Raw genomic sequence first — 24,094 nt, 5'->3', positions numbered from 1 at the left:
GAAAAGGCTACTCCATGGCAACAGAACAGAAGATACCCGTTTTTGATGGTCACAACGACGTGCTGTTGCGGTTGTGGTCATCCGAGGCTGCCGCGCCGGAGAAGCGCTTTCTTGATGGCGAAAATGTCGGACATATCGATCTGCCACGCGCGCAGAAGGGTGGTCTGGGCGGCGGACTTTGCGCAGTGTATGTACCCTCGCCGTCACGCGAACTCGATGCCAACGGCAACCTCGCGACGCCCAGCCAAACGGATGCGATGAAGGCGACGCTCGCCATGTCTGCAATCCTACTGAAAATCGAACGCGAATCTGAAGGCCGAGTGCGTGTCTGCCGCACGGCAGCAGATATTCGCGATGCGTTTGCGAAGGGGATTTTCGCGTCCGTCTATCATATCGAAGGTGTGGAGGCTTTCAGCGAAGACCTCGATGCGCTTTATGTTCTGCATGAAGCTGGCCTTAGAACGCTGGGGCCTGTCTGGAGCCGCCCGAATATTTTTGCCCACGGCATCCCCTTCCGCTTTCCCGCCTCCCCGGATATCGGTCCCGGCCTTACCGATCACGGCAAAGCTCTCATTCGCGCATGCAACGAGCTGAAAGTCATGATCGACCTTTCTCACATGAACGAGAAAGGGTTCTGGGACGTTGCAGCGATCTCCGACGCGCCGCTCGTGGCCTCGCACTCCAATGCGCACGCGCTTTGCCAGCAAAGCCGCAACCTGACGGACAGGCAACTGGATGCCATTCGCGATACGGGCGGTCTTGTTGGGCTCAACTTCGGCGTGTCATTCCTGCGCGAAGACGGAAAGCGCGATCCTGATACCGATCTATCCGAGATCGTTCGTCACGCCGATTACATTGTCGATCGCATCGGGATCGACCATCTGGCGCTCGGTTCCGATTTTGATGGCACCACGATTTCGTCGACGCTCCGCGACGTAGGCGATCTCCAGCTGGTCATAGAAGCATTCCGCAAGCACGGCTACGACGATGCCTCCATCGTCAAGCTGGCCCATGGCAACTGGATCAATGTCCTTGAGCGGACGTGGGGCGCTTGAGGCTGCTGAATAGACGCGACCTCACCCTTCGAGGGTGAGATCGAAGACGTGATGATGGATATGACCATCGAACATTTCGAGGAGGCCCTTTGTCGCCTCCCGGCTTTCATATCGCACAGATGACGCGAGCGCCTCCGCCAGAGCCTCCCTGCTGTCATACTTGGTCCAAAGCACCATCGGGTAAGCCGGAGCACCTTCATCGCGTTCGACAGCGTAAAGAACGCGCACTTCCCTGATACCGGGAAAGGAGAGCCACATCGGCATGAGGATATCGGCGACATAAGCTTTGAACGCATCCTCGCGCCCAGCATGAATAGCGCCTTCAAAAAAGGCCTGTCTGACAATCATGGATAATAACTCAGTTTACCTTGGTCGGCGGAACATCACCGGAAAAATATGCTGCGAGATTGGCGAGCACCAGTTCGCCCATTCCAACACGGGTTTCGACCGTTGCGCTGCCCTGATGCGGCATCAGCACCGTGTTTGGCGCGGTCAGAAAATCCGCTCTGATCGTCGGTTCATTGACGAAAACATCAAGGCCGGCACCAGCAATGGTTCCGTTGTTCAACGCTTCCAGAAGCGCATCTTCGTCAACGACACTGCCTCGGGCTACATTGACCAGATAGCCTTTGTTTCCAAGTGCCGCCAGAACATCCGCATTCACGATATTTGCCGTGGCAGGGTTGGCTGCAACGCACACTGCGAGCACGTCGCTTTGCTGCGCAAGTTCCACAGGCGTGGCGTGTGCGACCCAACCGGTGTCTGCGACAGGCGAACGGTTCCAGTAATGCACTTCCATGCCAAATGCTTCCGCGCGCCGCGCAAACGATTTGCCAATCTGGCCAAGCCCCAGGACGCCGACCCGCTTGCCTTTCGGGCTTATCCCGAGAGAGAAAGCCTCCCGGCGAGCCCATCTACCTTCCCTTACGAACCGATCGCCCGCAACGACATGGCGCATTACCGCGAGCATGAGGGCAATGCCGGTGTCAGCGACATCGTCCGTCAGAACGCCCGGCGTGGTGCTGACATGGACGTTGCGACCACGTGAAAAAGCGAGGTCAACCTTGTCTGTTCCCACACCGTTAATGGCGATCAGGCCAAGTGACGGCAAACGTTCCATCCACTCGTTGGAGAGCCCTGTTCCGCCCCCAGTGACGACAGCACGTATGGTGCCGAGGGCCGCATCGATAGCCCCACTGTCCTCCGGTTTATACAGGCGAAGAACCTTGTAAGCCGCGTCCAGTCGCTCTTCGATCAACGGCATCATAGGCTCGATGAGCAGAACTTCGTTCGTCACTTCAAACTCCATTACTAAATTATTGGAGACAATCAGGAAATCTGGCCAATGAATGCCTTTGTGCGCTCGTGTTTCGGATTACCGAAAAACTCTTCCGGTTCCGCCATTTCGAGAATTTGCCCCTGATCCATGAAAATGACGCGGTCTGCGACCTGCCGCGCAAAGCCCATTTCATGCGTAACGCACAGCATGGTCATGCCCTCTTTCGCGAGATCGATCATGGTATCCAGAACTTCCTTGACCATTTCTGGATCGAGCGCCGAAGTCGGTTCATCGAAAAGCATGATCTTGGGATTCATGCAGAGCGCACGGGCAATAGCCACGCGCTGTTGCTGTCCGCCGGAAAGCTGGGCCGGATACTTGTCCGCCTGTTCGGGAATGCGGACGCGCTCCAGATATTTGCGCGCTGTCTTTTCGGCCTCCGGCTTCGAGATGCCCCGCACCTTCATCGGCGCCAACGTGCAATTCTCAAGAACAGTCATATGCGGAAAGAGATTGAACTGCTGGAAAACCATACCGGTTTCCTGCCGCACGATATCTACATTCTTTCCACCAGCAGTCAGGTCGTGGCCATCAACGATGATACGGCCCTCCTGAATGGTCTCCAACTGATTGATGCAGCGGATGAGAGTAGACTTTCCCGAACCAGACGGGCCGCAAATAACGATACGTTCGCCGCGGGATACAGTCAGATTGATATTTCGGAGCGCATGGTACGTGCCGTACCACTTGTTCACCCCTTGCATAAGCACTGCCGCACCAGAAGCATCGTGCTGCATCTGGTTTGTCGTTCCCTGAGCCGTCTGGTTCATGTCGAGAAACTCACTTTCGTGGACTGGATCGCCATGCCCGCCTGAGGACGGGCAAGGCGGAATTCAGGAGCTTACTTTGCCTGGGAAACAAAATCCGGCAGCGGCGCGCCAAGCCACTTCTCATGGATCTTGTTCAGTTCACCGTCGCTCTTCGCCTTTTCGATGAACTTGTTGACGAATTCCAGCATTTCGGCCGAGCCCTTGCGAACAGCGATGCCCTGTACCTGCTGGCTGAGCTGGATTTTCTGTTCGTAGCGGCCCGGAGCAGCCTTTTCGATCTCAGCCGCCACAACGTTGGATAGACCGATCAGTTCAACCTGACCGGAAAGCAAAGCCTGCACTGCGCTTGCGTCGTCGTCGAAGCGGCGAATGTTGGCATCCTGCGGCGCAACCTTGGTAACTGCCGTATCCTGCGTCGAAGCCCGCGCGACGCCGATGGTCTTGCCCGAAAGATCCTCCGGCTTCGCAACCGCAATATCCTTCGGTCCGAATACACCAATTGAAATGCCCGCATAAGGCTGGGAGAAATCCACGCTCTTGGCGCGCTCCTCCGTGATGCCCAGCGAAGCAACCAGGACATCGACCTGACCGCTCTGCAGATAGGGAATCCGGTTCGGACCGGTAACCGGAACAATCTGAGCCTCGACACCGATCTCCTTCGCCAGCAGCTTTGCCACGTCAGCGTCATAGCCATCCGGTTCATTGCTGGTATTCATGATGCCGAAAGGTGGAAAATCGACCAGCATACCGATCTTGATTTTCCCGGCGGACTTGATGCCGTCAACAGTCTGCGCAAATGCTGCAGGTGCCAGCACGGTCGCGAGAGCTCCCGCACCAATGAAGGCCATAGCCAAACGTCTGGTGATATTCATTTTTATTCCTTCCCTATCAAGGGCCGGTCTCCTCGCCGGCACCGTTTCTTATTTTTCGGAGCATTTCCTGCCGCAGCCATGTCTCGCAGCAGGCCGGAAATGCCCATTGTCTTCCCCAGCCCCCCGATTACCGAGCCGTAGCACGAGAAAACCTCGCTTCCATGCGGCGCGCGAGAATGGATAGCGGCCAGCACAGGACAAAATAGATAGCAGCCACGGTGCCAAACACCATGAACGGGCTGAATGTCGCGTTGTTGATGATCTGACCTTGGCGTGTCAGTTCCGTAAAGCCAATGATCGCAGCAAGAGACGTTCCCTTGATGAGCTGCACGAGAAACCCCACCGTTGGCGCAACGGAAATGCGCGCAGCCTGCGGCAGGATCACATAGCGCATACGATTATAGTAACGCAGCCCCAAGGCAGTTGCGGCTTCGCGCTGACCGGGCGGCACAGCATCAATACAGCCGCGCCAGATCTCGCCCAGAAAAGCGCTCGCATGCAAAGTCAGTGCAATTGTTGCAGCGATCCACGGATTGATGCCCAGTCCGAAAATATTGAGACCGAAAAAGACCAGAAACAGCTGCATCAGAAGCGGTGTGCCCTGAAACAGCCTTATGAAGCCGAGCGCAATGAAACGCGGGACGCGGGCATCCGAGACGCGCATCAGCGCAACCAGCAGCCCTCCAATACCGCCGCCCACAAAGGCAATGGCGGAAAGAGCAATGGTCCATTGCGCTGCATAAACGATGATGAGAAATTCGTTCCAGCCAAAAGGTCTGATCATGGCCTGCTCCTATCGGCTCAACGGGTATTTGAAGGCCACCTTCTCGATCAACGCGAAGACGGCAGAGAAACCGATGGACATGACGAGATACATGAGCGTGATAACGATATAGACCTCAAAGCTCGCAAAGGTCGCCGACTGCAAATCGTTACCCGCAGCCGCAAGCTCATTGGCGGAAATGACGGATACAACACTCGAAGTCAGCATCAGATAAATGAACTGACTGGTGAGCGATGGATAGACCGTCCGCAAGGCTGGCTTCATGATGACATAGCGGAATACCTGAAGCCTGGAGAGACCAAGCGCTGTCCCAGCTTCCACCTGACCTTTATGAATAGATTCAATACCCGCCCGAATAATCTCCGTGCCGTAGGCCCCGAAATTCACGATCAGTGCGAGAAGCGCAGCACTATTGGGCGACAGGCGCAAACCAGCAGAAGGCAATCCAAAGAAGATAAAGAAAATCTGCACCAGAAACGGTGTGTTGCGGATGATTTCGATATAGGCATCGATGACGAAGCGTACCGGTTTGGGTCCGGATGTCTTACCGACGGCGCAGATAATCGAGACAATCAAGCCTAACACCATCGCAGCGCACGAGAGCTCAATTGTCTGCCACGCACCGACAAGCAGCTTATCCATCGACGCGAAAACGGGCGCGAAGTTGAAATTATACAATGCCGAACCTCCCGGTACACGGACTATGCCGACTTTTCCTCCTGTCGGCAACAAATTTAGATCGATCTAATTGGGTTTGATGCCGCTCGTCAATCATTAATTCGGATTAGATGACTGGCGCTTTTAACGGTACACAGGACTGCCTCACCTGCAAATATGTCTCGCTCACGATCCGCTCGGCCTGCTTTTCCGGACTTGCCAGCCGGGAAAGAAGCAGCCTGGCGGCGTTCTGGCCCACTGCAACCGGTCGCGTTGACACTGAACTCAAGCGGGGCCGTGTCGCCTCCGCGTCGCTTACATCATCGAAGCCGATCAGAGAGAAGTCGTCACCAACTTTCCTCCCACAGTCATAAAGACCCACTGAAAGCCCCAGCGCAACCACGTCATTGAAACAGATCGCCGCTGTCGGCGCTTTTCCCGCCTGAAAGAGTAGCGGGGCCGCTTTGGCGATTTCCGGCATCGTGTATGGCAAGCGAACGATCAAACCGGGATCGAGGCCTTGTTGCTCCATCGCATCCCGGAATCCTTCGACACGTTCGCGATATGCGGAATGGACCGGCCCATGCACGGCAAAGGCGATCGTCCTATGCCCCAACCGGGCCAGATAATTGACTGCCTGCCGCATGCCGCCCGCATAATCCACGCCTGCGTAGTCAATTCGGTCCGTCACATGACGCAATACCTGAACGACCGGCAGCCCCCAGTCCACAAACTGCTCGATGAATTCGGGAGCCGTTTCTGCCGTCAGCGATACAATCACGCCATCGACACCATGCTCGCGCATACGCTGCATGAGGGTGGTTTGATTGGCAAAATTCTCGTGGCTGTTTGCAAGAAGAACGACCAGCCCAGCTTCACCTACAACACTGTCTATTCCAGAAAGCAATTCACCGTAAAACGGGTTGCCGAGGGTCGGCACGATGACGCCCACCGTATTCGACCTCTCCGCCCGGAGACTGGCTGCGCCCATATTATAGACATAACCCAACTCCTGCAGGGCTTTTTCCACCTTCTCGCGTGTCGCTGCCCCCACCAGCGGACTTTTGCGAATGACCAGTGAAGCCGTCGCACGCGATACATTGGCGTGGCGCGCCACATCCAAAAGCGTAACGCGACTTTTCCTGCGATCATCACTCGGCATAAGCTCACCCGTCTGCAAACTGATCAATGTCCGGCCTGGTTGATAGGATTTCAGCAACCCGTCGGCCAGATTCGAGGAGGTATATTCAATTCAGACTTGCACGTTGGTCAATCCGCCGGGGCAGCGAACAGGCAATCACCGTGCTCAAATGCCATCGGGCAGCGTTTCCGACGGCTTCATTGTGCACATGTTCTCCCCACGATTATCACTTGCCTTTCGCTTTTTTTCATTTCGAATGCTATCGTTTTCGGATTTATTCTGCCATTGGAAGAATCGAAGGTTGATCCTTTGCAAAAAATTGCATTCATATAAGTGCAATGAATATATCGCAGATGTCGGAACTTTGAGCCCCCCTAAAGGAGCTCGAATGTTCACGCAATCTCACACTCGAGGAGGAAACATGCTTATCCGTCTGATCACGACTTCGGCGCTGACGAGCGCCCTCGCCCTCACCATCGGTTCGCAGGCATTCGCCCAGACGGAACTGGCGTGGTGGCACGGCATGACCGGTGCCAACAACGAAATGGTCAACGAACTCTCGAAAGAGTTCAACGAAAGCCAGAGCGAATATAAGATCGTTCCGGTTTACAAGGGAACCTATCCCGAAACGCTGAATGCCGGTATTGCCGCGTTCCGCTCCAAGCAGCCCCCTGCAATTCTGCAGGTCTTCGATGCCGGCAGCGGTGTAATGATGGCTGCCGAAGGTGCTGTAGTGCCGGCTGCCGAAGTGCTGGAAAAGGGTGGTTTCAAGTTCGATAAGTCGCAGTACCTGCCCGGCATCGTCGCTTATTACTCAAAGCCCGATGGCACCATGCTGTCCTTCCCATATAACTCCTCGTCGCCGATCCTCTATTACAACAAGGACGCCTTCAAGAAGGCCGGTCTCGATGAAAACAATCCGCCAAAGACCTGGCCGGAAGTTTTTGAAGCGGCCAGGAAGATCAAGTCCAGTGGTGCGGCAGCGTGCGGCTTTACTTCGACATGGCTGACCTGGATTCAGACCGAAAACTTTGCGGCCTGGAATAACGTTCCTTATGGCACCAACGAAAACGGTCTCGGCGGCACCGATGTAAAGCTCGAGATCAATTCTCCGCTTTACATTCAGCATTTCCAGTCGATTGCCGACCTCGCAAAGGACGGCACGTTCCGCTACGGCGGTCGTACGTCGGAAGCCAAGCAGCTTTTCACTTCAGGTGAGTGCGCGATGCTTACCGAATCCTCGGGCGGCCTTGGAGATGTCGTGAAGTCGGGCATCAATTACGGCATCGGCCAGTTGCCTTATTATGAAGGTCACGGCCCGCAAAATACGATTCCTGGCGGTGCGGCCCTTTGGGTTTTCGCCGGTCTTAGCGACGAACAGTACAAGGGCGTTGCAGAATTCTTCAACTTCCTCTCCCAGACCAAAATTCAGGTCAAGCTGCACGAGAAGTCGGGTTATCTGCCAGTGACGCTCGCTGCTTACGAGGAAACCAAGAAGTCGGATTTCTACGAAAAGAACCCGGGCCGCGAAACGCCTATTCTCCAGATGATGGGCAGGGCCCCGACCGAAAACTCAAAGGGTGTGCGCCTCATTAACCTGCCACAGGTCCGCGATATCCTGAATGAAGAGTTCGAAGCCATGCTCGGCGGCAAGCAGGACGCGAAAACAGCACTTGAGAACGGCGTCAAGCGTGCCAACGACGCGATTGCCGCAGCTCAGTAAACGATCACATTGACACAACGCCGCCTGCCTTTTGTGGCAGGCGGCGTTGTTATCCCACGAGGAAGCTCCCCGTGCAGAAAGTAACCTTTCCAAATAAAATTCTGCCCTATTTCCTGCTGGCCCCGCAGATCATCCTGACTGTGGTGTTTTTCTTCTGGCCAGCCAGTCAGGCGATTTATCAGTCCTTCATGCGTGAAGATGCATTCGGGCTCAAATCCACCTTCGTGGGTCTGGCCAACTTCACAAGTGTTCTGGCCGATCCCAACTATCTGCACTCATTCAGAGTGACGATTGTTTTCAATATCCTGACCGCTCTGCTCGCGATGGGCGCAGCGCTGTTGCTTGCGACCGCTGCAGACCGCGTTATTCGCGGTAAAACATTTTATCGTACGCTCCTGATCTGGCCATATGCCGTGGCACCCGCCGTGGCCGGCATGCTGTGGCTTTTCATGTTTAATCCGGCGATGGGCACTTTCGCCTATATCCTGCGCCGCAATGGCTTCGCATGGGACCCGCTACTGGATGGCAATCAGGCTATGGGCCTCGTCGTCGTTGCTGCCGCCTGGAAACAGATTTCCTACAATTTCCTGTTCTTTGTTGCAGGTTTACAGGCAATCCCTAAATCTTTGATCGAAGCAGCCGCTATCGATGGTGCCCGGGGATCGCGGAGATTCTGGTCCATCGTATTTCCTTTGCTCGCACCGACGTCGTTCTTCCTCTTGGTCGTAAACACCGTCTATGCATTCTTCGACACGTTCGGCATCATCCATGCCGTGACGGGAGGTGGCCCTGCCAGAGCGACCGAAACGCTGGTCTACAAGGTTTACAATGACGGCTTCGTCAATCTGAACCTCGGTTCGTCTTCTGCACAGTCCGTCATTCTGATGGCAATCGTGATTGCCTTGACCGCCTTCCAGTTCCGCTTCGTCGAGAAGCGCGTGCATTATTCGTGAGGGTGGCGACAATGATAGAAAAACGCCCAATCTCAAACCTAATCGGTCACCTGATCCTCATCCTTGGCATCATAATCGTCGCCTTTCCCATCTACTATACATTCGTCGCTTCGACGATGACTTCGACCCAGATCATCCGCCCGCCAATCTCGCTTCTGCCCGGCGATCATTTCATAGAAAACTATGGCGAAGCCATCTTCGGCGGCGTTGAACGTGTCGTCGGCGTCAGTCTCGAAAGGCTGCTTTGGAACTCGTTCGTGGTTGCTATGGCCATCGCAGTCGGCAAGATCATTATCTCGTTCATGTCCGCCTTCGCGATTGTGTTCTTCCGCTTTCCGATGCGTATGTTCTTCTTCTGGATGATCTTCGTCACGCTGATGTTGCCCGTGGAAGTGCGCATTCTGCCCACCTACAAGGTAATCGTGGACCTCGGCATGATCGACACCTATGCCGGGCTTACGCTGCCGCTGATGGCATCTGCGACGGCGACATTCCTGTTCCGTCAGTTCTTCCTCACAATTCCAGGTGAGCTGGTGGAAGCAGCACGTATCGACAATGCCGGACCTTTCCGTTTCATGCGGGATATCCTGCTTCCGCTTTCGAAGACGAATATCGCAGCGCTTTTCGTCATTCTCTTCATCTACGGATGGACCCAGTATCTGTGGCCGCTGCTCGTTACCAATGATGCAAAGATGAACACAATCATCATTGGCCTGCGTCGCATGGTCGACTGGGCTGACGCTTCCACTCCCTGGAACTACGTCATGGTAACAGCCATTCTGGCTATCATTCCGCCGATCCTCGTTGTGGTGCTGATGCAGCGCTGGTTCGTCAAAGGTCTCGTTGAAACGGAAAAGTAATGAGCAAAATCGTTCTTGATAACGTCCGCAAGAGCTATGGCGGCAATGTTGAAGTCATCAAAGGCGTATCGCTGGAGATCGATGACGGGGAATTCGTGGTGCTGGTAGGTCCCTCCGGCTGCGGTAAATCCACGCTGCTGCGCATGATAGCCGGATTGGAAGGCATTACATCTGGCACCATCTCCATCGGCGCCCGCGTGGTCAACGATGCTGAGCCCGCTGAGCGCGATATTGCCATGGTGTTCCAGAATTATGCGCTCTATCCGCATATGACGGTACGGGAAAACCTCGCTTATGGCCTGAAAAACCGCAAGACACCGAAAGACGAGATCGAACGTCGCATCGCAAAGGCTGCCAAAGCCCTTGAAATCGAGCAGTTTCTGGAGCGTAAGCCGCGCCAGCTCTCCGGTGGCCAGCGCCAGCGTGTAGCCATGGGCCGAGCCATCGTCCGCGAACCGGCGGCATTTCTCTTCGACGAACCGCTTTCTAACCTCGATGCGAAACTGCGCGTGCAGATGCGTGTCGAGATCAAGCGTCTGCAACGTTCGCTCGGCACCACGAGCGTTTATGTCACCCATGACCAGATGGAGGCCATGACCATGGCAGACCGTCTCGTTGTGCTGAATGCAGGTCGTATCGAACAGGTCGGCACACCGATCGAACTTTATGAAAAACCGGCCTCCACATTCGTCGCAACGTTTATCGGCTCTCCGTCCATGAACTTGCTGCCAAGTGCAGAAACCGTCGGCTGGACGACCGGCAGTGCGGTGAAGACACCCGCAGGAAATTTCACCATCGGTGTTCGCCCGGAAGATGTCCACATTCTCGAAGATGGCGCGCCCGATGCTGATGGTTTCAATACGACCGTCCGTATCGAAGCGGTCGAACTCGTCGGTGCAGAAAGCTATATTCACGCTGCTTTGCCTGACGGCAAGCCACTTATCTTCCGCGTTGCCGGGCGCTCGGCCCATAATATAGACCAGACCGTGAGGGTTGGCGCATCCGCAGAAAATGTCCATGTTTTTGGCAGGGACGGCCAGCGCCTGAACGATTGACACTCTGACGGGTTGCGTCCGTCGAAGGTCGCAACCCGCTATAATAATCGATTTCTGTTTTAGAATTTATCGGCTACACAGAATGGAATATTTTTCCGCCTGTGAGGAAATTCCGATAGATGACGCATCAGCAGATACTCTCCTTCGCAGTGATCATACTTATGATGGGGGCGTTTATCTGGGGCAAATTCCGTTATGATGTCGTCGCGCTCTGCGCACTTCTCTTAGCGATAGCTGTTGGCGTTGTCCCATTCGATCACGCATTTTCGGGGTTTAGCGACGACATTGTCATCATCGTGGGCAGTGCGCTGGTGGTTAGCGCAGGCGTCGCACGTTCCGGTCTCATGCAGGCGGCAGTGCAGCGTTTCCTGCCGGAGATCAGCAGTGTAAGATTACAGCTGGCCGTGTTGGTCGCGGTCGTCACCGTGCTCTCCGCCTTTGTGAAAAACGTCGGTGCGTTGGCCATCATGATCCCGGTCGCTTTTCAATTCGCACGCCGCTCCAATGTTTCCCCCTCAACGTTTCTCATGCCTATGGCGTTTGGCGCGCTGCTCGGCGGTTTGATGACTCAGGTGGGTACTTCGCCCAATATCGTCGTTTCTCGCATTCGCGGCGAAATGGTGGGGGAGCCCTTCACCATGTTCGACTTCACGCCCGTCGGCGCCGTGCTTTCAGCCGTGGGGCTAATCTATCTGGTTCTTTTTTACTGGCTCGTCCCGCAACGCACGCGCGAAAATGTTTCGCTGGATGAAGCAATCAAGATCAAGAATTATGCTTCCGAAGCGCGCATCACAAAAACCTCGACAATGATCGGCAAGCGCGTGACTGATCTCATCAAGGCTGCTGAAGGCGAAGCGATGGTAACCTCCATCGTACGCAAGGAACAGCGATTGACGCCGCTTCCCGACACCGTCCTGAATGAAGGCGATGTAGTGCTACTTGAAGGCGACCCAAAGGCGCTTGATGCGATCATAAGTGCGGGAAAGCTCACCCTCTCCGAGAACCGCAATCCTTCCGAGACCAGCGGTTCGACCGACATCGAAGCCGTCGAAGCTGTTATTGGAAAAAATTCGCGTCTCATCGGACTGACGGCCCAGAGACTCGCCCTTTTCGCGCGGTATGATCTGAATCTTCTGGCTGTCAGTCGTCCAGGGGAGCGGATTACCGAGCGCCTCAGCGAAGTTATACTGCGCTTCGGCGATGTAATCGTCCTGCAAGGCAGACAGGCAAATCTATCAACCTTCCTGCCCGAGTTTGAATTGCTGCCACTCGCCCGCCGCAAGTTGATGCTCGGCAGTGTCCGGCGCGGATTGATCCCGCTCGCCATTCTGATTGCCGCCATCGGTGCGACCGCTTTAAGCCTCGTACCGGTTGCGGTGGCTTTCTTTGCGGCTGCCGTTGCTATGCTTCTGTTCAAGGTCATACCTCTCAACGAGGTCTATGACGAGATTGATGGCCCAATTCTGGTCATGCTGGCTGCGCTCATTCCGGTTTCCGATGCACTGAGGACGACCGGGGGCACTGATCTCATAGCAGAGGGACTTGCCACAATCGGCCATCAATTACCACCGGCCGGTGCTTTGACGCTCATTCTTGTGGCAGCGATGATGGTGACGCCATTTCTCAACAATGCCGCGACGGTCCTCGTCATGGCTCCAATCGCGACAAGCTTTGCTTCTGGGCTCGGTTTCAAGCCTGAAGCGTTCCTTATGGCAGTCGCGATCGGTGCGGGGTGCGATTTTCTCACCCCGATCGGTCATCAGTGCAATACGCTGGTGATGGGACCGGGCGGCTACAAATTCAGCGATTATCCGCGTCTTGGGTTGCCGTTATCCATCATCATCGCGATTGTAACGGTACCCACACTGATGTTCTTCTGGCCGTTGAAATAACGCTAACGCTGAACTGAATCTATCCATTCGAGGCTATCGGAAACGATCTTTTCCACGCTCTCGGCAACATCTGCTCGGAATACCAACGGCTCTCCGACCGGGCTTTCAAGTGTAGCAATCTGGCTTTCCAGCATCGTTACCGGCATGAAATGGCCTGTGCGATGCCCCATATGCTCATGCAAGACTTCAAAACTGCCGTCCAGAAAAACAAAAAGGACAGGCGCATCCGCTGCGGTGCGGAGGCGATCCCGATAGCTCTTCTTCAATGCGGAACAGGATATCACAATCCCGTCGCTCGAGGCTGCAAGACGTTCTCCGACTTTATCGAGCCAGGGCCAGCGATCCTCGTCCTGCAAGGGGATGCCTGCCGACATCTTATCGACGTTCGACTTTGGATGAAGAGAGTCGCCTTCGAGAAACGGAAGCTTCAAAGCATCTGCAATCTTCTCCCCGACCGTCGATTTTCCGGAACCCGAAACACCCATCACGATGATACGCAGCATCAATTCCTCATACGCTTGCGGTCATGCCGCCATCGACATGCAAGACCTGTCCGTTCACAAAAGTGGAAGCATCGCTGCTCAGGAATACGGCGGCACCGACCAATTCTTCCACATTCCCCCAGCGGCCCGCCGGCGTCCTTTTTTCCAGCCAAGCCGTAAATTCGGGGTCATCAACCAATGCCTGATTCAGCGGCGTCTTGAAATAGCCGGGTGCAATCGCATTGACCTGCAAGCCATGTCTGGCCCAATCGGTGGCCATACCGCGGGTCAGGTTACGGATAGCTCCCTTTGTCGCGGTATAAGGCGCAATCGAAGGACGCGCCAGTTCACTTTGAACCGAAGCAATGTTGATTATCTTGCCGCGTCCTCGCGCGATCATATGGCGCGCAGCCGCCTGCCCGGCATAAAAAGCGCTGGAGATGTTGGTTTCCAGAAGCTGCTGCCATTTCTCGATAGGGAAATCCTCAAGCGGTGCGCGGTACTGCATCCCGGCGTTATTGACCAGAATATCGAGTGCGTCGATTTCCTCTTCAATCATCTCAATGGCGGCGCGGACTTCCGCGGCATTCGTCACATCGAAGGCAGATGCAAAGACCTTATGTCCATCATCCTCCAGCAGGGTGACAGCCTGATCCACCTTGCCCCGGTCACGGCCATTGATGATCACCGTTGCACCATGTTCCGCAAGCCCTCGCGCCAGGGCAAAACCAATGCCCTGACTGGAACCCGTGATCAGCGCAATGCGCCCTTCCAGATTGAAAAGCCCAAAAGAAGAAGCCATCAAAAAGTTTCCAGCTTGAGGCCGACTCGGCTTGCTGCCTGCACGATGTGGTGGCGCATCACTTCGCGTGCCTGCAACGGATCCCGCGAATGAACGGCGTCCCTGATTGCGGTATGCTCATCAATGGTGATCTCGACAATCTGCTCGAGCACGGCCCGCGCACGCGCTGCGTTGATTGCCTGATTGATGCGTTCGGCAATGAAGCCTAGGACCAACGGAAAATACTCATTGTGAGTTGCAGAAGCGAGCGCCCGATGAAAAGCCAGATCGGCAGCTATACCCGTATCGGTCCATTTTTTTGAACCGCTCATTTCTGCGAGCGCTTCGTTGAGTTGCATCATGTCATGTTCATCATGATGAACCGCCGCTAATCCCGCCGCTTCAATTTCGAGTGCCATTCGTAACTGGAACAGGCTGCGGAAATTTTCGCGATTGGCAAGTGTTTCTGGCTCTATCCGGAGGGCGTGTCTCCTGTCGGGTTCTGTCACGAAAGCCCCGACACCCTGTCGGGTTTCAACCAGACCCTCGTTGCGCAACTGGGCTATCGCTTCACGTACAACCGAGCGGCTAACTCCGAAGCTCTGAGCCAGATTATGTTCTGTCGGCAGCTTTTGCCCCGGCAAGAGAGTACCTTCACCGATCTGCCGCGTGATTTCGGAAGCGATGCGTCCAGGGAGTTGCTCATTGCGCCTGATTTCACCAAACAAAATGATAAAGTCTCCCTGATTGCCTGTGCAATTGATGTGTCGTCAGCCTTTTGAAGAGTCAAGCGAAAGCTGGCAGCCCGGATTCATGATGTTGTCCGGATCGATTACCTGTTTGAGACCTTCAAGCAGCTTTCGCCGTGCAGGGTCAATACGCTTCTCGAAATCGTCCCTTTTCAGGCGACCAATGCCGTGTTCCGCGCTAATGCTGCCTGCATAACGATCCAGAACAGCATTGATCGTTTCCTTCGCAAGCTTGATCTTCGCGTCTTTCGCAGCAACATCGAGATTGCTTTCCGGGATGACATTGAGATGCACATTGCCGTCCCCGACATGTCCATAGGAAACCGCGAGACAATCAGGAAGAACCTTGGCCAGTTCCCTTTCAGCTTCATCGACGAACGATGCCAGTTTCGACAATGAAACCGATATGTCAGTGCGCAGATGCTTGCCACGCAGCGCCTGCCCTTCATTCATCGCCTCGCGAAACATCCAGAGATTTTGACCTTGTGCCCGCGAGGACGCGATGGTCCCGTCAAGAACGAGGCCATCTTCCATTGCTCCTGCAAGAAACTGCTCCATCAGTGACGCTATATCGACCAGTCCCGAGCCTGAAATCTCCATCAAGACATAGGCCGGATATTGCCCCAGCGGCGTGGCGAGTTCCGGCATCGCCTCTTGTGCCAGTGTAAAAGCCACCGGAGGCATGAACTCGAATGCCGACATCAGATCACAGCACTGCACCCGTGCCCGCCGATAAAGCGCAATGGCATCTTCAAGGGAATTGAGCCCAAGCAGCGCAGTTTCCACCTTGTCCGGCAAGGGCATCAGTTTGATTGCGACGCCGGTTACTATTCCAAGAATGCCTTCCGCACCGATAAAAAGCTGTTTCAGATCAATGCCGCCATTGTCTTTTCTCAGCGTCGAAAGACCGTTGAATATAGTACTGTCAGGCAGAACGACCTCCAGCCCCAGTATCAACTCGCGGGTCATGCCATAGCGCAACACATTGATGCCGCCGGCATTGGTGCTGACATTTCCCCCGATACGACAGCTTCCCTGCGCACCAAGCGCCAGCGGAAAAAACATTCCTTCGGTTGCCAGTTTGTCTTTCAGTTCCGAGAGAATGCAACCCGCATCGACAACCGCTGAAAAATCATCCGGATCTATTTTCCGAATGCGGTTCATCCGCTCAAGACTCAAAATGACGAGATTGTCCCGGCCATCCGGTACGCCACCCTGCACGAGACCGGTATTTCCGCCTTGCGGAATGATAGACAATCCCAGGGAAGCGCAGGCTTTGACCGCGGCGGAAACATCCGCTGTCGAACGCGGACGGATCACAGCAACCGCCGCATTTTCCACATCCCCCGGCCAGTCACGACAATAGCCAGACATGTCATTTTGTTCGGTCATAACCAGATCGCCACCCAAAAGAGCGACGAGACCGTCCTGCTTGTTTCCCGCCCTGTCCCCCGTAACGTACATGATATCCTCTTGGCTTTATCGAAGTGCAATGCGCTGTCGCAGGAGTACGACAGTTTTTCAGATGCGGCGGGCTTTTCCGTTTCATTCCTTGGACAGAACGGAGAAAACTGTTTCCAACGCTTACATATAAGGTTATCAGACAACCCTACAACATGAATCTGCGGGAGATTGGATAAGTGTTGTTCCACAGCCAAGTCTGCATCATTTGAGTGTCAGTGGCTGCAAGGCAGGGAGGAGATTTCTGGATGCATATCGCAATCATCGGCGCCGCTGGCATGGTGGGCCGCAAATTAGCGCAGCGCCTTTCCAACGATGGCCGTCTCGGGGATATCCCCGTAGAGAAGCTCACGCTTGTCGATATCGTCGCCGCAGAACCTCCAGTCGGCTTCGCAGGATCGGTCGACACTTTGGCTGCGGATATATCCACCAAGGAAACCGCGCAGAAGATCGTATCAGGACGGCCTGATGTCATCTTTCACCTAGCGGCAATCGTGTCCGGTGAAGCAGAGATGGATTTCGACAAAGGATATCGAATTAATCTGGACGGCACACGTTATCTGTTCGATGCAATCAGACTTGCGCACGTTGCCGATGGCTATAAGCCTCGTGTGGTCTTCACATCCTCCATCGCCGTTTTTGGCGCTCCGCTGCCCTATCCGATCCCGGATGAATTTCATACGACGCCGTTGACCAGTTACGGCACGCAGAAGGCAATCAGCGAACTTCTTTTGTCCGACTATACGCGACGCGGCTTCTTCGACGGTATCGGCATCCGCCTGCCGACGATCTGCATAAGGCCGGGCAAACCGAACAAGGCTGCATCCGGCTTTTTCTCCAGTATATTGCGCGAACCGCTCTCCGGTCAGGAAGCCATATTACCTGTTCCTGAAGAGGTTCGGCACTGGCATGCTTCGCCGCGCTCAGCGGTGGGCTTTCTGATTCATGGAGCCACTATCGATACGGAAGCGGTCGGTGCGCGTCGCAATCTTTCCATGCCTGGTCTCAGCGCCACCGTCGGTGAGCAGATTGAGGCGTTGCGCCGCGTTGCTGGCGATAAGGCCGTCCGACTCATCCGACGCGAGCCAGATGAAATGATCATGCGCATGGTCGCAGGGTGGGCGCCCGGTTTCGAGGCTAAACGCGCACAGGCCCTTGGCTTCACCGCCGAAACCTCCTTTGATGAGATCATTCGCGTTCACATCGAAGATGAAATGGGAGGCAAGCTTTGAAATGCAGGATCGCTTTTCTCGGTACCGGCCTGATGGGCGCACCAATGGCCGGTCGGCTTCTGGATGCAGGCTTCGACGTAACGGTCTGGAACCGGAACAGCGCCAAGTCTGCCCCCCTTGTGGAAAAAGGTGCCAAGCTCGCTCAAACCGCCGCAAAGGCGGGGGTGGACGCCGATATCGTCATCACCATGCTGACCGATGGACCAGCGGTACGTGATGTCCTCTTTGAGCAAGGTGTCGCTGCTGTCTTGAAAAAAGGCAGCATAGTCATCGACATGAGTTCAATTTCGCCGGACTTCGCGCGCGAGCATTCGAAGCGTCTGGAGGCGACGGGCGTCAATCATATCGACGCGCCGGTTTCCGGGGGCGTGGTCGGTGCACAGGAAGGTACACTCGCCATCATGGCCGGAGGTGATGAAGCGGTTATCGCCACCCTCGCCGATGTGTTCAAACCGTTGGGACGCCTCACGCGCGTGGGTCCGTCAGGTGCCGGCCAGCTTGCAAAACTTGCCAATCAACAGATTGTTGCCGTGACCATCGGGGCAATCGCAGAGGCAATGGTTCTTGTCGAAAAAGGCGGCGGGTCGCGTGCCGCATTCCGCGATGCCATCCGCGGAGGTTTCTGTGAAAGCCGCATTCTCGAACTCCACGGCAAACGGATGATCGACCGCAATTTTAAGCCAGGAGGCACATCGCGCATTCAGTTGAAAGACCTCAACTCGATCCTGAAGACCGCAGGCGACCTGTCCTTGAAATTGCCGTTGACCGAGACCGTGCGAGAGGCTTTTGCGACTTTCGTTGAAGACGGCGGAGGCGAGAAGGATCATAGCGCCCTGCTTCTTCATATCGAAAAGCTCAACGACGTTCCTCAAGATTAGCGCCTGATAAGCAGTTGCATTGGGAGGTGCAATGAAGATCACAGCAATCGAAACCATTCGCATCGCCGAACGGCCAAATCTTTTGTGGGTGGAAGTTCATACAGATGAAGGAATCACCGGCCTCGGCGAAACCTTTTTCATGTCCGAGACGGTCGAGTCCTATCTGCACGAATATGTCGCGCCGCGTGTTCTAGGTCGCGATCCGTTGCAAATCGATCTGCTGGCCTCTGACCTTGTGGGCTATCTCGGTTTCCGTTCAACCGGCGCGGAAGTGCGTGGCAACTCCGCTTTCGATATCGCCCTGTGGGATTTATACGGCAAAGCTGCCAATCTCCCTATCGCTCAGCTTCTCGGCGGCTTCAGTCGTCAATCCATCCGCACTTATAATACGTGCGCCGGAACCGAATACATCAAGAAGGCTACCGGCCAGCAATCCGGCAACTACGGTCTGGCCGGTTCCGGAGCCAGCTACGACGATCTGAACGGCTTCCTGCACCATGCCGATGAACTTGCCCTCTCATTGCTGGAAGAAGGCATAACGGCGATGAAAATCTGGCCATTCGACATGGCGGCAGAAAAGACACGCGGGCAGTATATCTCTCAACCCGATCTCAAAGCGGCATTGCAGCCTTTTGAAAAAATCCGGGCGGCGGTCGGTGATCGCATGGATATCATGGTCGAGTTCCATTCCATGTGGCAGCTCTTGCCCGCCATGCAGATTGCCCGTGAACTCAAGCCATTCAAGACTTTCTGGCACGAAGACCCGATCAAGATGGACAGTCTCGGCAGTCTCAAACGTTATGCAGAAGCCAGCATTGCACCTATCTGTGCCTCCGAAACTCTAGGAAGCCGATGGGCATTTCGTGATCTTCTGGAAACAGGCGTGGCCGGCGTCGTCATGCTTGACTTGAGCTGGTGTGGTGGCCTTTCTGAAGCACGGAAGATCGCTGCTATGGCCGAAGCCTGGCATCTTCCGGTCGCGCCACATGATTGCACCGGACCGGTCGTTCTGTGTGCTTCGACGCATCTATCGCTCAACGCACCAAATGCCCTGATTCAGGAAAGCGTCCGCGCGTTCTACAAAACATGGTATCGCGATCTTGTTACCGCCCTGCCCGAAGTCAAGGACGGCATGATTACGGTTCCGCCCGGTACCGGGCTGGGCATGGCCCTCAGCTCCGAAATGGACAAAGCCTATACCGTCGGCCGAAGAAAAACAGATCGATCTAATTTTTGAGCTCAAAGCCGTCTCAAGGCTGGACTCAATTCTGGACTGCTAATAATAGTACTATTGTTGTCAGGCATCCTGACAACATATGGCCCGTGGGAAACGGCCATACATTGGGAGGATATCTGTGCAAGACAAGCGTGAACTGAAAGCAACGGTGATTCTGCCTGAAGACAGCCACTCAGCGGTTTTGATTGGCCGTGTGTGGTCGAAAGCCGAAAACGGTCCTTGTCCTGTATTGGTCAAAAATGGCCATGTGCACGATCTGTCCAGCTTGTCAGCTACGGTTTCGGGCCTTCTGGAACGCCGTTCGCTAATAAGTGAACTGGAGAATACCGAGAGCTATCCAAACCTCGGTTCTCTGGATGATTATCTTTCCGGTGATCGCGGGGAGTTGCTCGCTCCCATAGACCTGCAATCCATCAAAGCAGCAGGCGTTACCTTTGCCGACAGCATGCTTGAACGCGTGATTGAAGAACAGGCCAAAGGCGATCCCTCTCGAGCCCGCGAAATTCGCGAACGTCTGGCGCCGGTTATCGGCGACAATTTGCGCGGCGTCGTGGCAGGCTCCGAAAAGGCTGCGGAGGTCAAGGCGCTTCTTCAGGAAATGGGACTCTGGTCCCAATATCTGGAAGTGGGTATCGGGCCCGACGCGGAAATCTTCACCAAATCTCAGCCGATGTCGGCCGTTGGATGCGGCGCTACCGTCGGCATTCTGCCCATTTCCCAATGGAACAACCCGGAACCCGAGGTGGTCCTGGTTGTCGCCTCGGATGGACGTATTGTCGGCGCAACTCTTGGCAATGACGTCAATCTTCGAGACGTGGAAGGTCGTTCGGCTTTACTGCTCGGTAAAGCGAAGGACAATAATGCTTCCTGCGCTATCGGCCCGTTTGTTCGTTTGTTCGACGCCCAATTCACTATGGACGTATTGCGCAAACTCAAGCTGTCGCTGACGGTTCATGGGGCTGACGGTTTCGAAATGACCGGCGAAAGCCCTATGGAAGCGATCAGCCGCGATCCTGAAAATCTTGCGTCACAGATGATGAACCGCAATCATCAGTATCCGGACGGCGCAGTGTTGTTTCTTGGCACCATGTTCGCGCCCGTGAAGGATCGTCGTGGTGCGGGACAAGGGTTTACCCACGAAGTCGGCGACCGCGTGGAGATTTCCACGCCGAAGCTTGGACGGCTCATCAACTGGGTCGACCGGACCGACAAATGTCCTGAATGGACATTCGGTATCAGGGCGCTGATCCAGAACCTGCAAGCGCGCGATTTGCTCGATAAAGTCTGAGGGCGCATAGATGACGAAAGCCATAGACTTCTTCTACAAGATACTTGGCGCAATTCTCGTCTTCCTCCTCGCCGGCATGGCTATTATGGTCTTCGTCAACGTGATTTTGCGCTACGCCGCAAACTCTGGACTGACCGTATCGGAAGAACTTGCGCGTTATTTTTTCGTCTGGGTGTCTTTTCTTGGAGCCGTCCTCACCTTTCGCGAGAATAGCCATTTGGGCATCGAGTCGCTCGTTGCTCGCTTTGGACGGCAAGGGCGCGTTACCTGCATGGCAATCAGTTATCTGATCGTCCTGCTTTGTTCCGGGATTTTCTTCTGGGGCACCTGGAAACAGTTCGACATCAACGCCAGCATGGTCGCACCCGTCACGGGACTTTCAATGATCTGGGTTTACGGCGTCGGGTTATTCACGGGTGGCGCAATGTTCATCATTGCCGCCGAGCGCTTCCTGCGCGCTGTCACCGGTCGTTTGACCGATGAGGAAATTGCCACCTTTGCGGGCGAACACTCGCTCGACCATCTGATGGAGTAGACGACATGACGCTCGTAGTATTTGTCGGCTCGCTTCTCAGCGCCATGGCTATCGGCGTTCCGATCGCTTTCTCGCTCATGTTCTGCGGTGTGGTTCTCATGTGGTACATGGGGATGTTCAACACGCAGATCATCGCGCAGAACATGATTGCCGGCGTGGATTCCTTCACGCTGCTGGCAATACCGTTTTTCATTCTGGCTGGTGAGCTTATGAATTCCGGCGGCTTGTCCCGCCGCATCATTGATTTCGCCATAGCTTGCGTCGGGCATATTCGCGGCGGCCTCGGCGTCGTTGCCATTCTCGCAGCCATCATCATGGCCAGCGTTTCGGGTTCCGCCGCTGCGGACACTGCGGCGCTGGCAACCATCCTAGTCCCCATGATGGCGAAAGCGGGCTACAACATCCCCCGGTCTGCGGGACTGATGGCGGCAGGCGGCATCATCGCGCCGGTTATCCCGCCATCCATGGCCATGATCGTGTTTGGGGTTGCTGCCAACGTATCGATAACGCAGCTTTTCATGGCCGGGATAGTGCCCGGTCTGATGATGGGTATCGCGTTACTCTTCACCTGGCAGATCGTCGTCAGAAAAGACAATCTCAAGGTGCTTCCCAAGCAATCCGGCAAAGATCGGCTGCAGGCGACCGGACGTGCACTTTGGGCGCTCGGCATGCCCGTGATCATTCTTGGCGGCATCCGTATGGGCGTCATGACACCGACAGAAGCGGCTGTGGTTGCCGCAGCCTATGCCCTTTTTGTCGGCATGTTCATCTATCGCGAACTGAGATTTGTCGATCTTTACGGCGTGTTTTTGCGAGCTGCCAAAACAACATCCGTCATCATGTTTCTCGTCGCGTCGGCCCTGGTGTCGTCATGGTTGATAACGGCAGCAAATATCCCGGCTGAAATCAGCAGTTACATCGCGCCGCTGATCGACAGTCCGAAACTGCTGATGTTTGCGATCATGATACTTGTGCTCGTCGTCGGAACAGCACTCGACCTTACGCCGACGATCCTCATCCTGACGCCAGTCCTGATGCCGATTGTCAAACAGGCGGGGATCGACCCGGCCTATTTCGGCGTTCTTTTCATTATGAACAACAGCATCGGGCTCATCACGCCGCCGGTCGGCGTCGTGCTGAATGTGGTGAGCGGCGTCTCAAAGGTGCCGCTCGGAAAAGTGGTCGCTGGCGTCAATCCATTTCTGATTTCGCAAGTGATCGTGCTGTTCCTGCTGGTTCTGTTCCCAAGTCTCGTACTGGTACCCATGAACTGGCTGCATTAGGTTTAACATCAACTCTGGGAGGAGAGTTCAATGAAGAAATTGCTTATGCTGGCAACAACCGCCCTGATGGCGGCCGCGCTAACCGTACCCGCTCTTGCCGAATTTCAGGAGCGCAACATTCGTGTCTCCAATGGCATCAACGAGGATCATCCAGTCGGCAATGGCATCAAGGCAATGAATGAATGCCTTGCTGAAAAGTCCGGTGGCAAAATGAAGATAACCGCCTTCTGGGGTGGAGCTCTGGGAGGCGATTTGCAGGCAACGCAGGCACTGCGTTCCGGTGTGCAGGAAGGCGTGGTAACCTCGTCGTCGCCCCTCGTCGGGATAGTTCCAGCGCTTGGCGTTTTCGATCTGCCATTCCTCTTCGCAAACGATGAAGAGGCAGATGCCGTCGTCGACGGCCCCTTCGGCAAAATGATGGACGAAAAGCTCGCGGCCGTCGGCCTCGTCAATCTTGCCTATTGGGAAAACGGCTTCCGAAACCTTTCAAACTCAAAACATCCGGTCAACAAATGGGAAGATTTCAGCGGCATGAAAGTCCGCGTGATGCAGAACAACATCTTCCTCGACACATTCCAGAATTTCGGTGCCAATGCCACACCGATGGCTTTCGGTGAAATCTTCTCAGCGCTGGAAACCAAGGCCATCGATGCGCAGGAAAATCCTTACGTCACCATCGATACTTCAAAATTCTACGAAGTGCAGAAATATGTGACAGAAACCAAGCATGCCTATACGCCGTTCCTGTTCCTGTATTCCAAGCCGATCTTCGACACATATTCCCCTGAGGAACAAGCCGCCTTGCGTGAATGCGCCGTTGTCGGACGCGACGTAGAACGCAAGGTCATTCGTGAATTGAACCAGAAGTCACTCGAGAAGATCAAGGAAGCGGGTCTGGAAGTAAACACGCTTTCGCCGGAAGAGCACGCGCGCATGCTCGAAAAATCCCAGCCGATCTACGCCAAATACAAGTCTCAGATCGGCGACGACGTCATCGATGCGGTGCAAAAGCAGCTAAGCGAAATTCGGAAATAAAAACAATTTGAAAACTCGAACAGGCCGCGCTC

Annotated in this window: 24 protein-coding genes; 13 read left to right on the top strand and 11 right to left on the bottom strand. The window is 55.0% G+C overall.

The window, feature by feature from the left end; all coding sequences use genetic code 11:
- Positions 1-14 precede the first annotated feature (14 nt).
- On the top strand, positions 15-1,055 hold the full coding sequence (locus tag ACS5UA_RS08540; RefSeq protein ID WP_006468996.1) for a dipeptidase: 1,041 nt from the start codon (positions 15-17) through the stop codon (positions 1,053-1,055).
- A gap of 21 nt (positions 1,056-1,076) precedes the next feature.
- Here ACS5UA_RS08540 and ACS5UA_RS08535 read toward each other — a convergent pair whose 3' ends face one another.
- From ACS5UA_RS08535 to ACS5UA_RS08505, 7 genes are all read right to left on the bottom strand, one after another.
- Positions 1,077-1,403 (bottom strand): hypothetical protein, encoded by a 327-nt coding sequence (locus ACS5UA_RS08535; RefSeq protein WP_006468997.1) that lies wholly within the window; start codon positions 1,401-1,403, stop codon positions 1,077-1,079.
- A 10-nt stretch (positions 1,404-1,413) separates the two neighbouring features.
- Complete coding sequence (locus tag ACS5UA_RS08530; protein ID WP_006468998.1) at positions 1,414-2,364, bottom strand: 2-hydroxyacid dehydrogenase; 951 nt, start codon at positions 2,362-2,364, stop codon at positions 1,414-1,416.
- Positions 2,365-2,384: 20 nt separating this feature from the next.
- Entirely contained in the window at positions 2,385-3,131 is a 747-nt protein-coding gene (locus tag ACS5UA_RS08525; protein ID WP_006471317.1) for an amino acid ABC transporter ATP-binding protein, read from the bottom strand.
- Positions 3,132-3,235: 104 nt separating this feature from the next.
- Entirely contained in the window at positions 3,236-4,036 is an 801-nt protein-coding gene (locus tag ACS5UA_RS08520) for a transporter substrate-binding domain-containing protein (RefSeq protein WP_006471318.1), read from the bottom strand.
- A gap of 127 nt (positions 4,037-4,163) precedes the next feature.
- On the bottom strand, positions 4,164-4,820 hold the full coding sequence (locus tag ACS5UA_RS08515; RefSeq protein ID WP_006469001.1) for an amino acid ABC transporter permease: 657 nt from the start codon (positions 4,818-4,820) through the stop codon (positions 4,164-4,166).
- Positions 4,821-4,829: 9 nt separating this feature from the next.
- Complete coding sequence (locus ACS5UA_RS08510) at positions 4,830-5,498, bottom strand: amino acid ABC transporter permease (protein WP_006471319.1); 669 nt, start codon at positions 5,496-5,498, stop codon at positions 4,830-4,832.
- Between the two features lie 106 nt (positions 5,499-5,604).
- Complete coding sequence (locus tag ACS5UA_RS08505; RefSeq protein ID WP_443101260.1) at positions 5,605-6,639, bottom strand: LacI family DNA-binding transcriptional regulator; 1,035 nt, start codon at positions 6,637-6,639, stop codon at positions 5,605-5,607.
- Between the two features lie 400 nt (positions 6,640-7,039).
- Here ACS5UA_RS08505 and ugpB point away from each other — a divergent pair, with 400 nt between their 5' ends.
- The 5 genes from ugpB to ACS5UA_RS08480 all read left to right on the top strand — a co-directional run bounded on the left by ugpB (position 7,040) and on the right by ACS5UA_RS08480 (position 13,101).
- Entirely contained in the window at positions 7,040-8,341 is a 1,302-nt protein-coding gene (gene ugpB / locus ACS5UA_RS08500; protein ID WP_443101259.1) for a sn-glycerol-3-phosphate ABC transporter substrate-binding protein UgpB, read from the top strand.
- Between the two features lie 71 nt (positions 8,342-8,412).
- Entirely contained in the window at positions 8,413-9,294 is an 882-nt protein-coding gene (gene ugpA, locus ACS5UA_RS08495; protein ID WP_006469005.1) for a sn-glycerol-3-phosphate ABC transporter permease UgpA, read from the top strand.
- 11 nt (positions 9,295-9,305) lie between these two features.
- A complete protein-coding gene (ugpE, locus tag ACS5UA_RS08490) occupies positions 9,306-10,154 on the top strand; it encodes a sn-glycerol-3-phosphate ABC transporter permease UgpE (protein WP_006471322.1) in 849 nt (282 codons plus the stop codon).
- Positions 10,154-11,209 carry a sn-glycerol-3-phosphate import ATP-binding protein UgpC gene (locus tag ACS5UA_RS08485; RefSeq protein WP_006469007.1) on the top strand — a complete coding sequence of 352 codons (1,056 nt, stop codon included), beginning with the start codon at positions 10,154-10,156 and terminating at the stop codon, positions 11,207-11,209. Before ugpE ends, ACS5UA_RS08485 begins: the two co-directional genes overlap by 1 nt.
- 119 nt (positions 11,210-11,328) lie before the next feature.
- Positions 11,329-13,101: an SLC13 family permease gene (locus ACS5UA_RS08480; RefSeq protein WP_006469008.1), complete on the top strand. Its 1,773-nt coding sequence runs from the start codon at positions 11,329-11,331 to the stop codon at positions 13,099-13,101.
- A 2-nt stretch (positions 13,102-13,103) separates the two neighbouring features.
- Here ACS5UA_RS08480 and ACS5UA_RS08475 read toward each other — a convergent pair whose 3' ends face one another.
- Genes ACS5UA_RS08475 through ACS5UA_RS08460 form a run of 4 tightly spaced genes read right to left on the bottom strand, consistent with a single transcriptional unit; the run spans position 13,104 to position 16,577 of the window.
- A complete protein-coding gene (locus tag ACS5UA_RS08475) occupies positions 13,104-13,604 on the bottom strand; it encodes a gluconokinase (protein ID WP_006471323.1) in 501 nt (166 codons plus the stop codon).
- A gap of 7 nt (positions 13,605-13,611) precedes the next feature.
- Positions 13,612-14,385, bottom strand: coding sequence for an SDR family oxidoreductase (locus tag ACS5UA_RS08470; RefSeq protein WP_006471324.1), 774 nt, complete (start codon positions 14,383-14,385; stop codon positions 13,612-13,614).
- Positions 14,385-15,092 (bottom strand): FadR/GntR family transcriptional regulator, encoded by a 708-nt coding sequence (locus tag ACS5UA_RS08465; protein WP_006469011.1) that lies wholly within the window; start codon positions 15,090-15,092, stop codon positions 14,385-14,387. The genes ACS5UA_RS08470 and ACS5UA_RS08465 overlap by 1 nt, the downstream gene beginning before the upstream one ends.
- Positions 15,093-15,134: 42 nt before the next feature.
- Entirely contained in the window at positions 15,135-16,577 is a 1,443-nt protein-coding gene (locus ACS5UA_RS08460) for an FAD-binding oxidoreductase (RefSeq protein WP_006469012.1), read from the bottom strand.
- 245 nt (positions 16,578-16,822) lie between these two features.
- On the opposite strand from ACS5UA_RS08460, the gene denD reads away from it, so the two are divergent.
- The 7 genes from denD to ACS5UA_RS08425 all read left to right on the top strand — a co-directional run bounded on the left by denD (position 16,823) and on the right by ACS5UA_RS08425 (position 24,062).
- A complete protein-coding gene (gene denD, locus ACS5UA_RS08455; RefSeq protein ID WP_006471325.1) occupies positions 16,823-17,806 on the top strand; it encodes a D-erythronate dehydrogenase in 984 nt (327 codons plus the stop codon).
- Positions 17,803-18,684 carry an NAD(P)-dependent oxidoreductase gene (locus tag ACS5UA_RS08450; protein WP_006469014.1) on the top strand — a complete coding sequence of 294 codons (882 nt, stop codon included), beginning with the start codon at positions 17,803-17,805 and terminating at the stop codon, positions 18,682-18,684. Before denD ends, ACS5UA_RS08450 begins: the two co-directional genes overlap by 4 nt.
- 31 nt (positions 18,685-18,715) lie before the next feature.
- Positions 18,716-19,921: a mandelate racemase/muconate lactonizing enzyme family protein gene (locus ACS5UA_RS08445; protein ID WP_006471326.1), complete on the top strand. Its 1,206-nt coding sequence runs from the start codon at positions 18,716-18,718 to the stop codon at positions 19,919-19,921.
- A 118-nt stretch (positions 19,922-20,039) separates the two neighbouring features.
- Positions 20,040-21,209 carry a fumarylacetoacetate hydrolase family protein gene (locus ACS5UA_RS08440; protein ID WP_081252510.1) on the top strand — a complete coding sequence of 390 codons (1,170 nt, stop codon included), beginning with the start codon at positions 20,040-20,042 and terminating at the stop codon, positions 21,207-21,209.
- 10 nt (positions 21,210-21,219) lie between these two features.
- Entirely contained in the window at positions 21,220-21,744 is a 525-nt protein-coding gene (locus tag ACS5UA_RS08435) for a TRAP transporter small permease (protein ID WP_006469017.1), read from the top strand.
- Between the two features lie 5 nt (positions 21,745-21,749).
- Positions 21,750-23,027, top strand: a complete 1,278-nt coding sequence (locus tag ACS5UA_RS08430; RefSeq protein WP_006469018.1) for a TRAP transporter large permease — start codon at positions 21,750-21,752, stop codon at positions 23,025-23,027.
- A 30-nt stretch (positions 23,028-23,057) separates the two neighbouring features.
- The gene (locus tag ACS5UA_RS08425) at positions 23,058-24,062 is read left to right on the top strand and encodes a TRAP transporter substrate-binding protein (protein ID WP_063621077.1); all 1,005 of its coding nucleotides are present in this window, start codon (positions 23,058-23,060) and stop codon (positions 24,060-24,062) included.
- Positions 24,063-24,094 lie beyond the last annotated feature (32 nt).

This window comes from Brucella sp. RRSP16 (genome assembly GCF_052246815.1).
Lineage (GTDB): Bacteria > Pseudomonadota > Alphaproteobacteria > Rhizobiales > Rhizobiaceae > Brucella > Brucella intermedia.
Note: the sequence above shows the minus strand (reverse complement) of the source record. Positions and strands in the feature narration are given on the sequence as shown.

Coding starts and splice junctions, on each gene's coding strand:
- ACS5UA_RS08540 (WP_006468996.1), top strand. CDS start 15: ATGGCAACAGAACAGAAGATACCCGTTTTTGATGGTCACAACGACGTG.
- ACS5UA_RS08535 (WP_006468997.1), bottom strand. CDS start 1,403: ATGATTGTCAGACAGGCCTTTTTTGAAGGCGCTATTCATGCTGGGCGC.
- ACS5UA_RS08530 (WP_006468998.1), bottom strand. CDS start 2,364: ATGGAGTTTGAAGTGACGAACGAAGTTCTGCTCATCGAGCCTATGATG.
- ACS5UA_RS08525 (WP_006471317.1), bottom strand. CDS start 3,131: ATGCAGCACGATGCTTCTGGTGCGGCAGTGCTTATGCAAGGGGTGAAC.
- ACS5UA_RS08520 (WP_006471318.1), bottom strand. CDS start 4,036: ATGAATATCACCAGACGTTTGGCTATGGCCTTCATTGGTGCGGGAGCT.
- ACS5UA_RS08515 (WP_006469001.1), bottom strand. CDS start 4,820: ATGATCAGACCTTTTGGCTGGAACGAATTTCTCATCATCGTTTATGCA.
- ACS5UA_RS08505 (WP_443101260.1), bottom strand. CDS start 6,639: ATGCCGAGTGATGATCGCAGGAAAAGTCGCGTTACGCTTTTGGATGTG.
- ugpB (WP_443101259.1), top strand. CDS start 7,040: ATGCTTATCCGTCTGATCACGACTTCGGCGCTGACGAGCGCCCTCGCC.
- ugpE (WP_006471322.1), top strand. CDS start 9,306: ATGATAGAAAAACGCCCAATCTCAAACCTAATCGGTCACCTGATCCTC.
- ACS5UA_RS08485 (WP_006469007.1), top strand. CDS start 10,154: ATGAGCAAAATCGTTCTTGATAACGTCCGCAAGAGCTATGGCGGCAAT.
- ACS5UA_RS08480 (WP_006469008.1), top strand. CDS start 11,329: ATGACGCATCAGCAGATACTCTCCTTCGCAGTGATCATACTTATGATG.
- ACS5UA_RS08475 (WP_006471323.1), bottom strand. CDS start 13,604: ATGCTGCGTATCATCGTGATGGGTGTTTCGGGTTCCGGAAAATCGACG.
- ACS5UA_RS08470 (WP_006471324.1), bottom strand. CDS start 14,385: ATGGCTTCTTCTTTTGGGCTTTTCAATCTGGAAGGGCGCATTGCGCTG.
- ACS5UA_RS08460 (WP_006469012.1), bottom strand. CDS start 16,577: ATGTACGTTACGGGGGACAGGGCGGGAAACAAGCAGGACGGTCTCGTC.
- denD (WP_006471325.1), top strand. CDS start 16,823: ATGCATATCGCAATCATCGGCGCCGCTGGCATGGTGGGCCGCAAATTA.
- ACS5UA_RS08445 (WP_006471326.1), top strand. CDS start 18,716: ATGAAGATCACAGCAATCGAAACCATTCGCATCGCCGAACGGCCAAAT.
- ACS5UA_RS08435 (WP_006469017.1), top strand. CDS start 21,220: ATGACGAAAGCCATAGACTTCTTCTACAAGATACTTGGCGCAATTCTC.
- ACS5UA_RS08430 (WP_006469018.1), top strand. CDS start 21,750: ATGACGCTCGTAGTATTTGTCGGCTCGCTTCTCAGCGCCATGGCTATC.
- ACS5UA_RS08425 (WP_063621077.1), top strand. CDS start 23,058: ATGAAGAAATTGCTTATGCTGGCAACAACCGCCCTGATGGCGGCCGCG.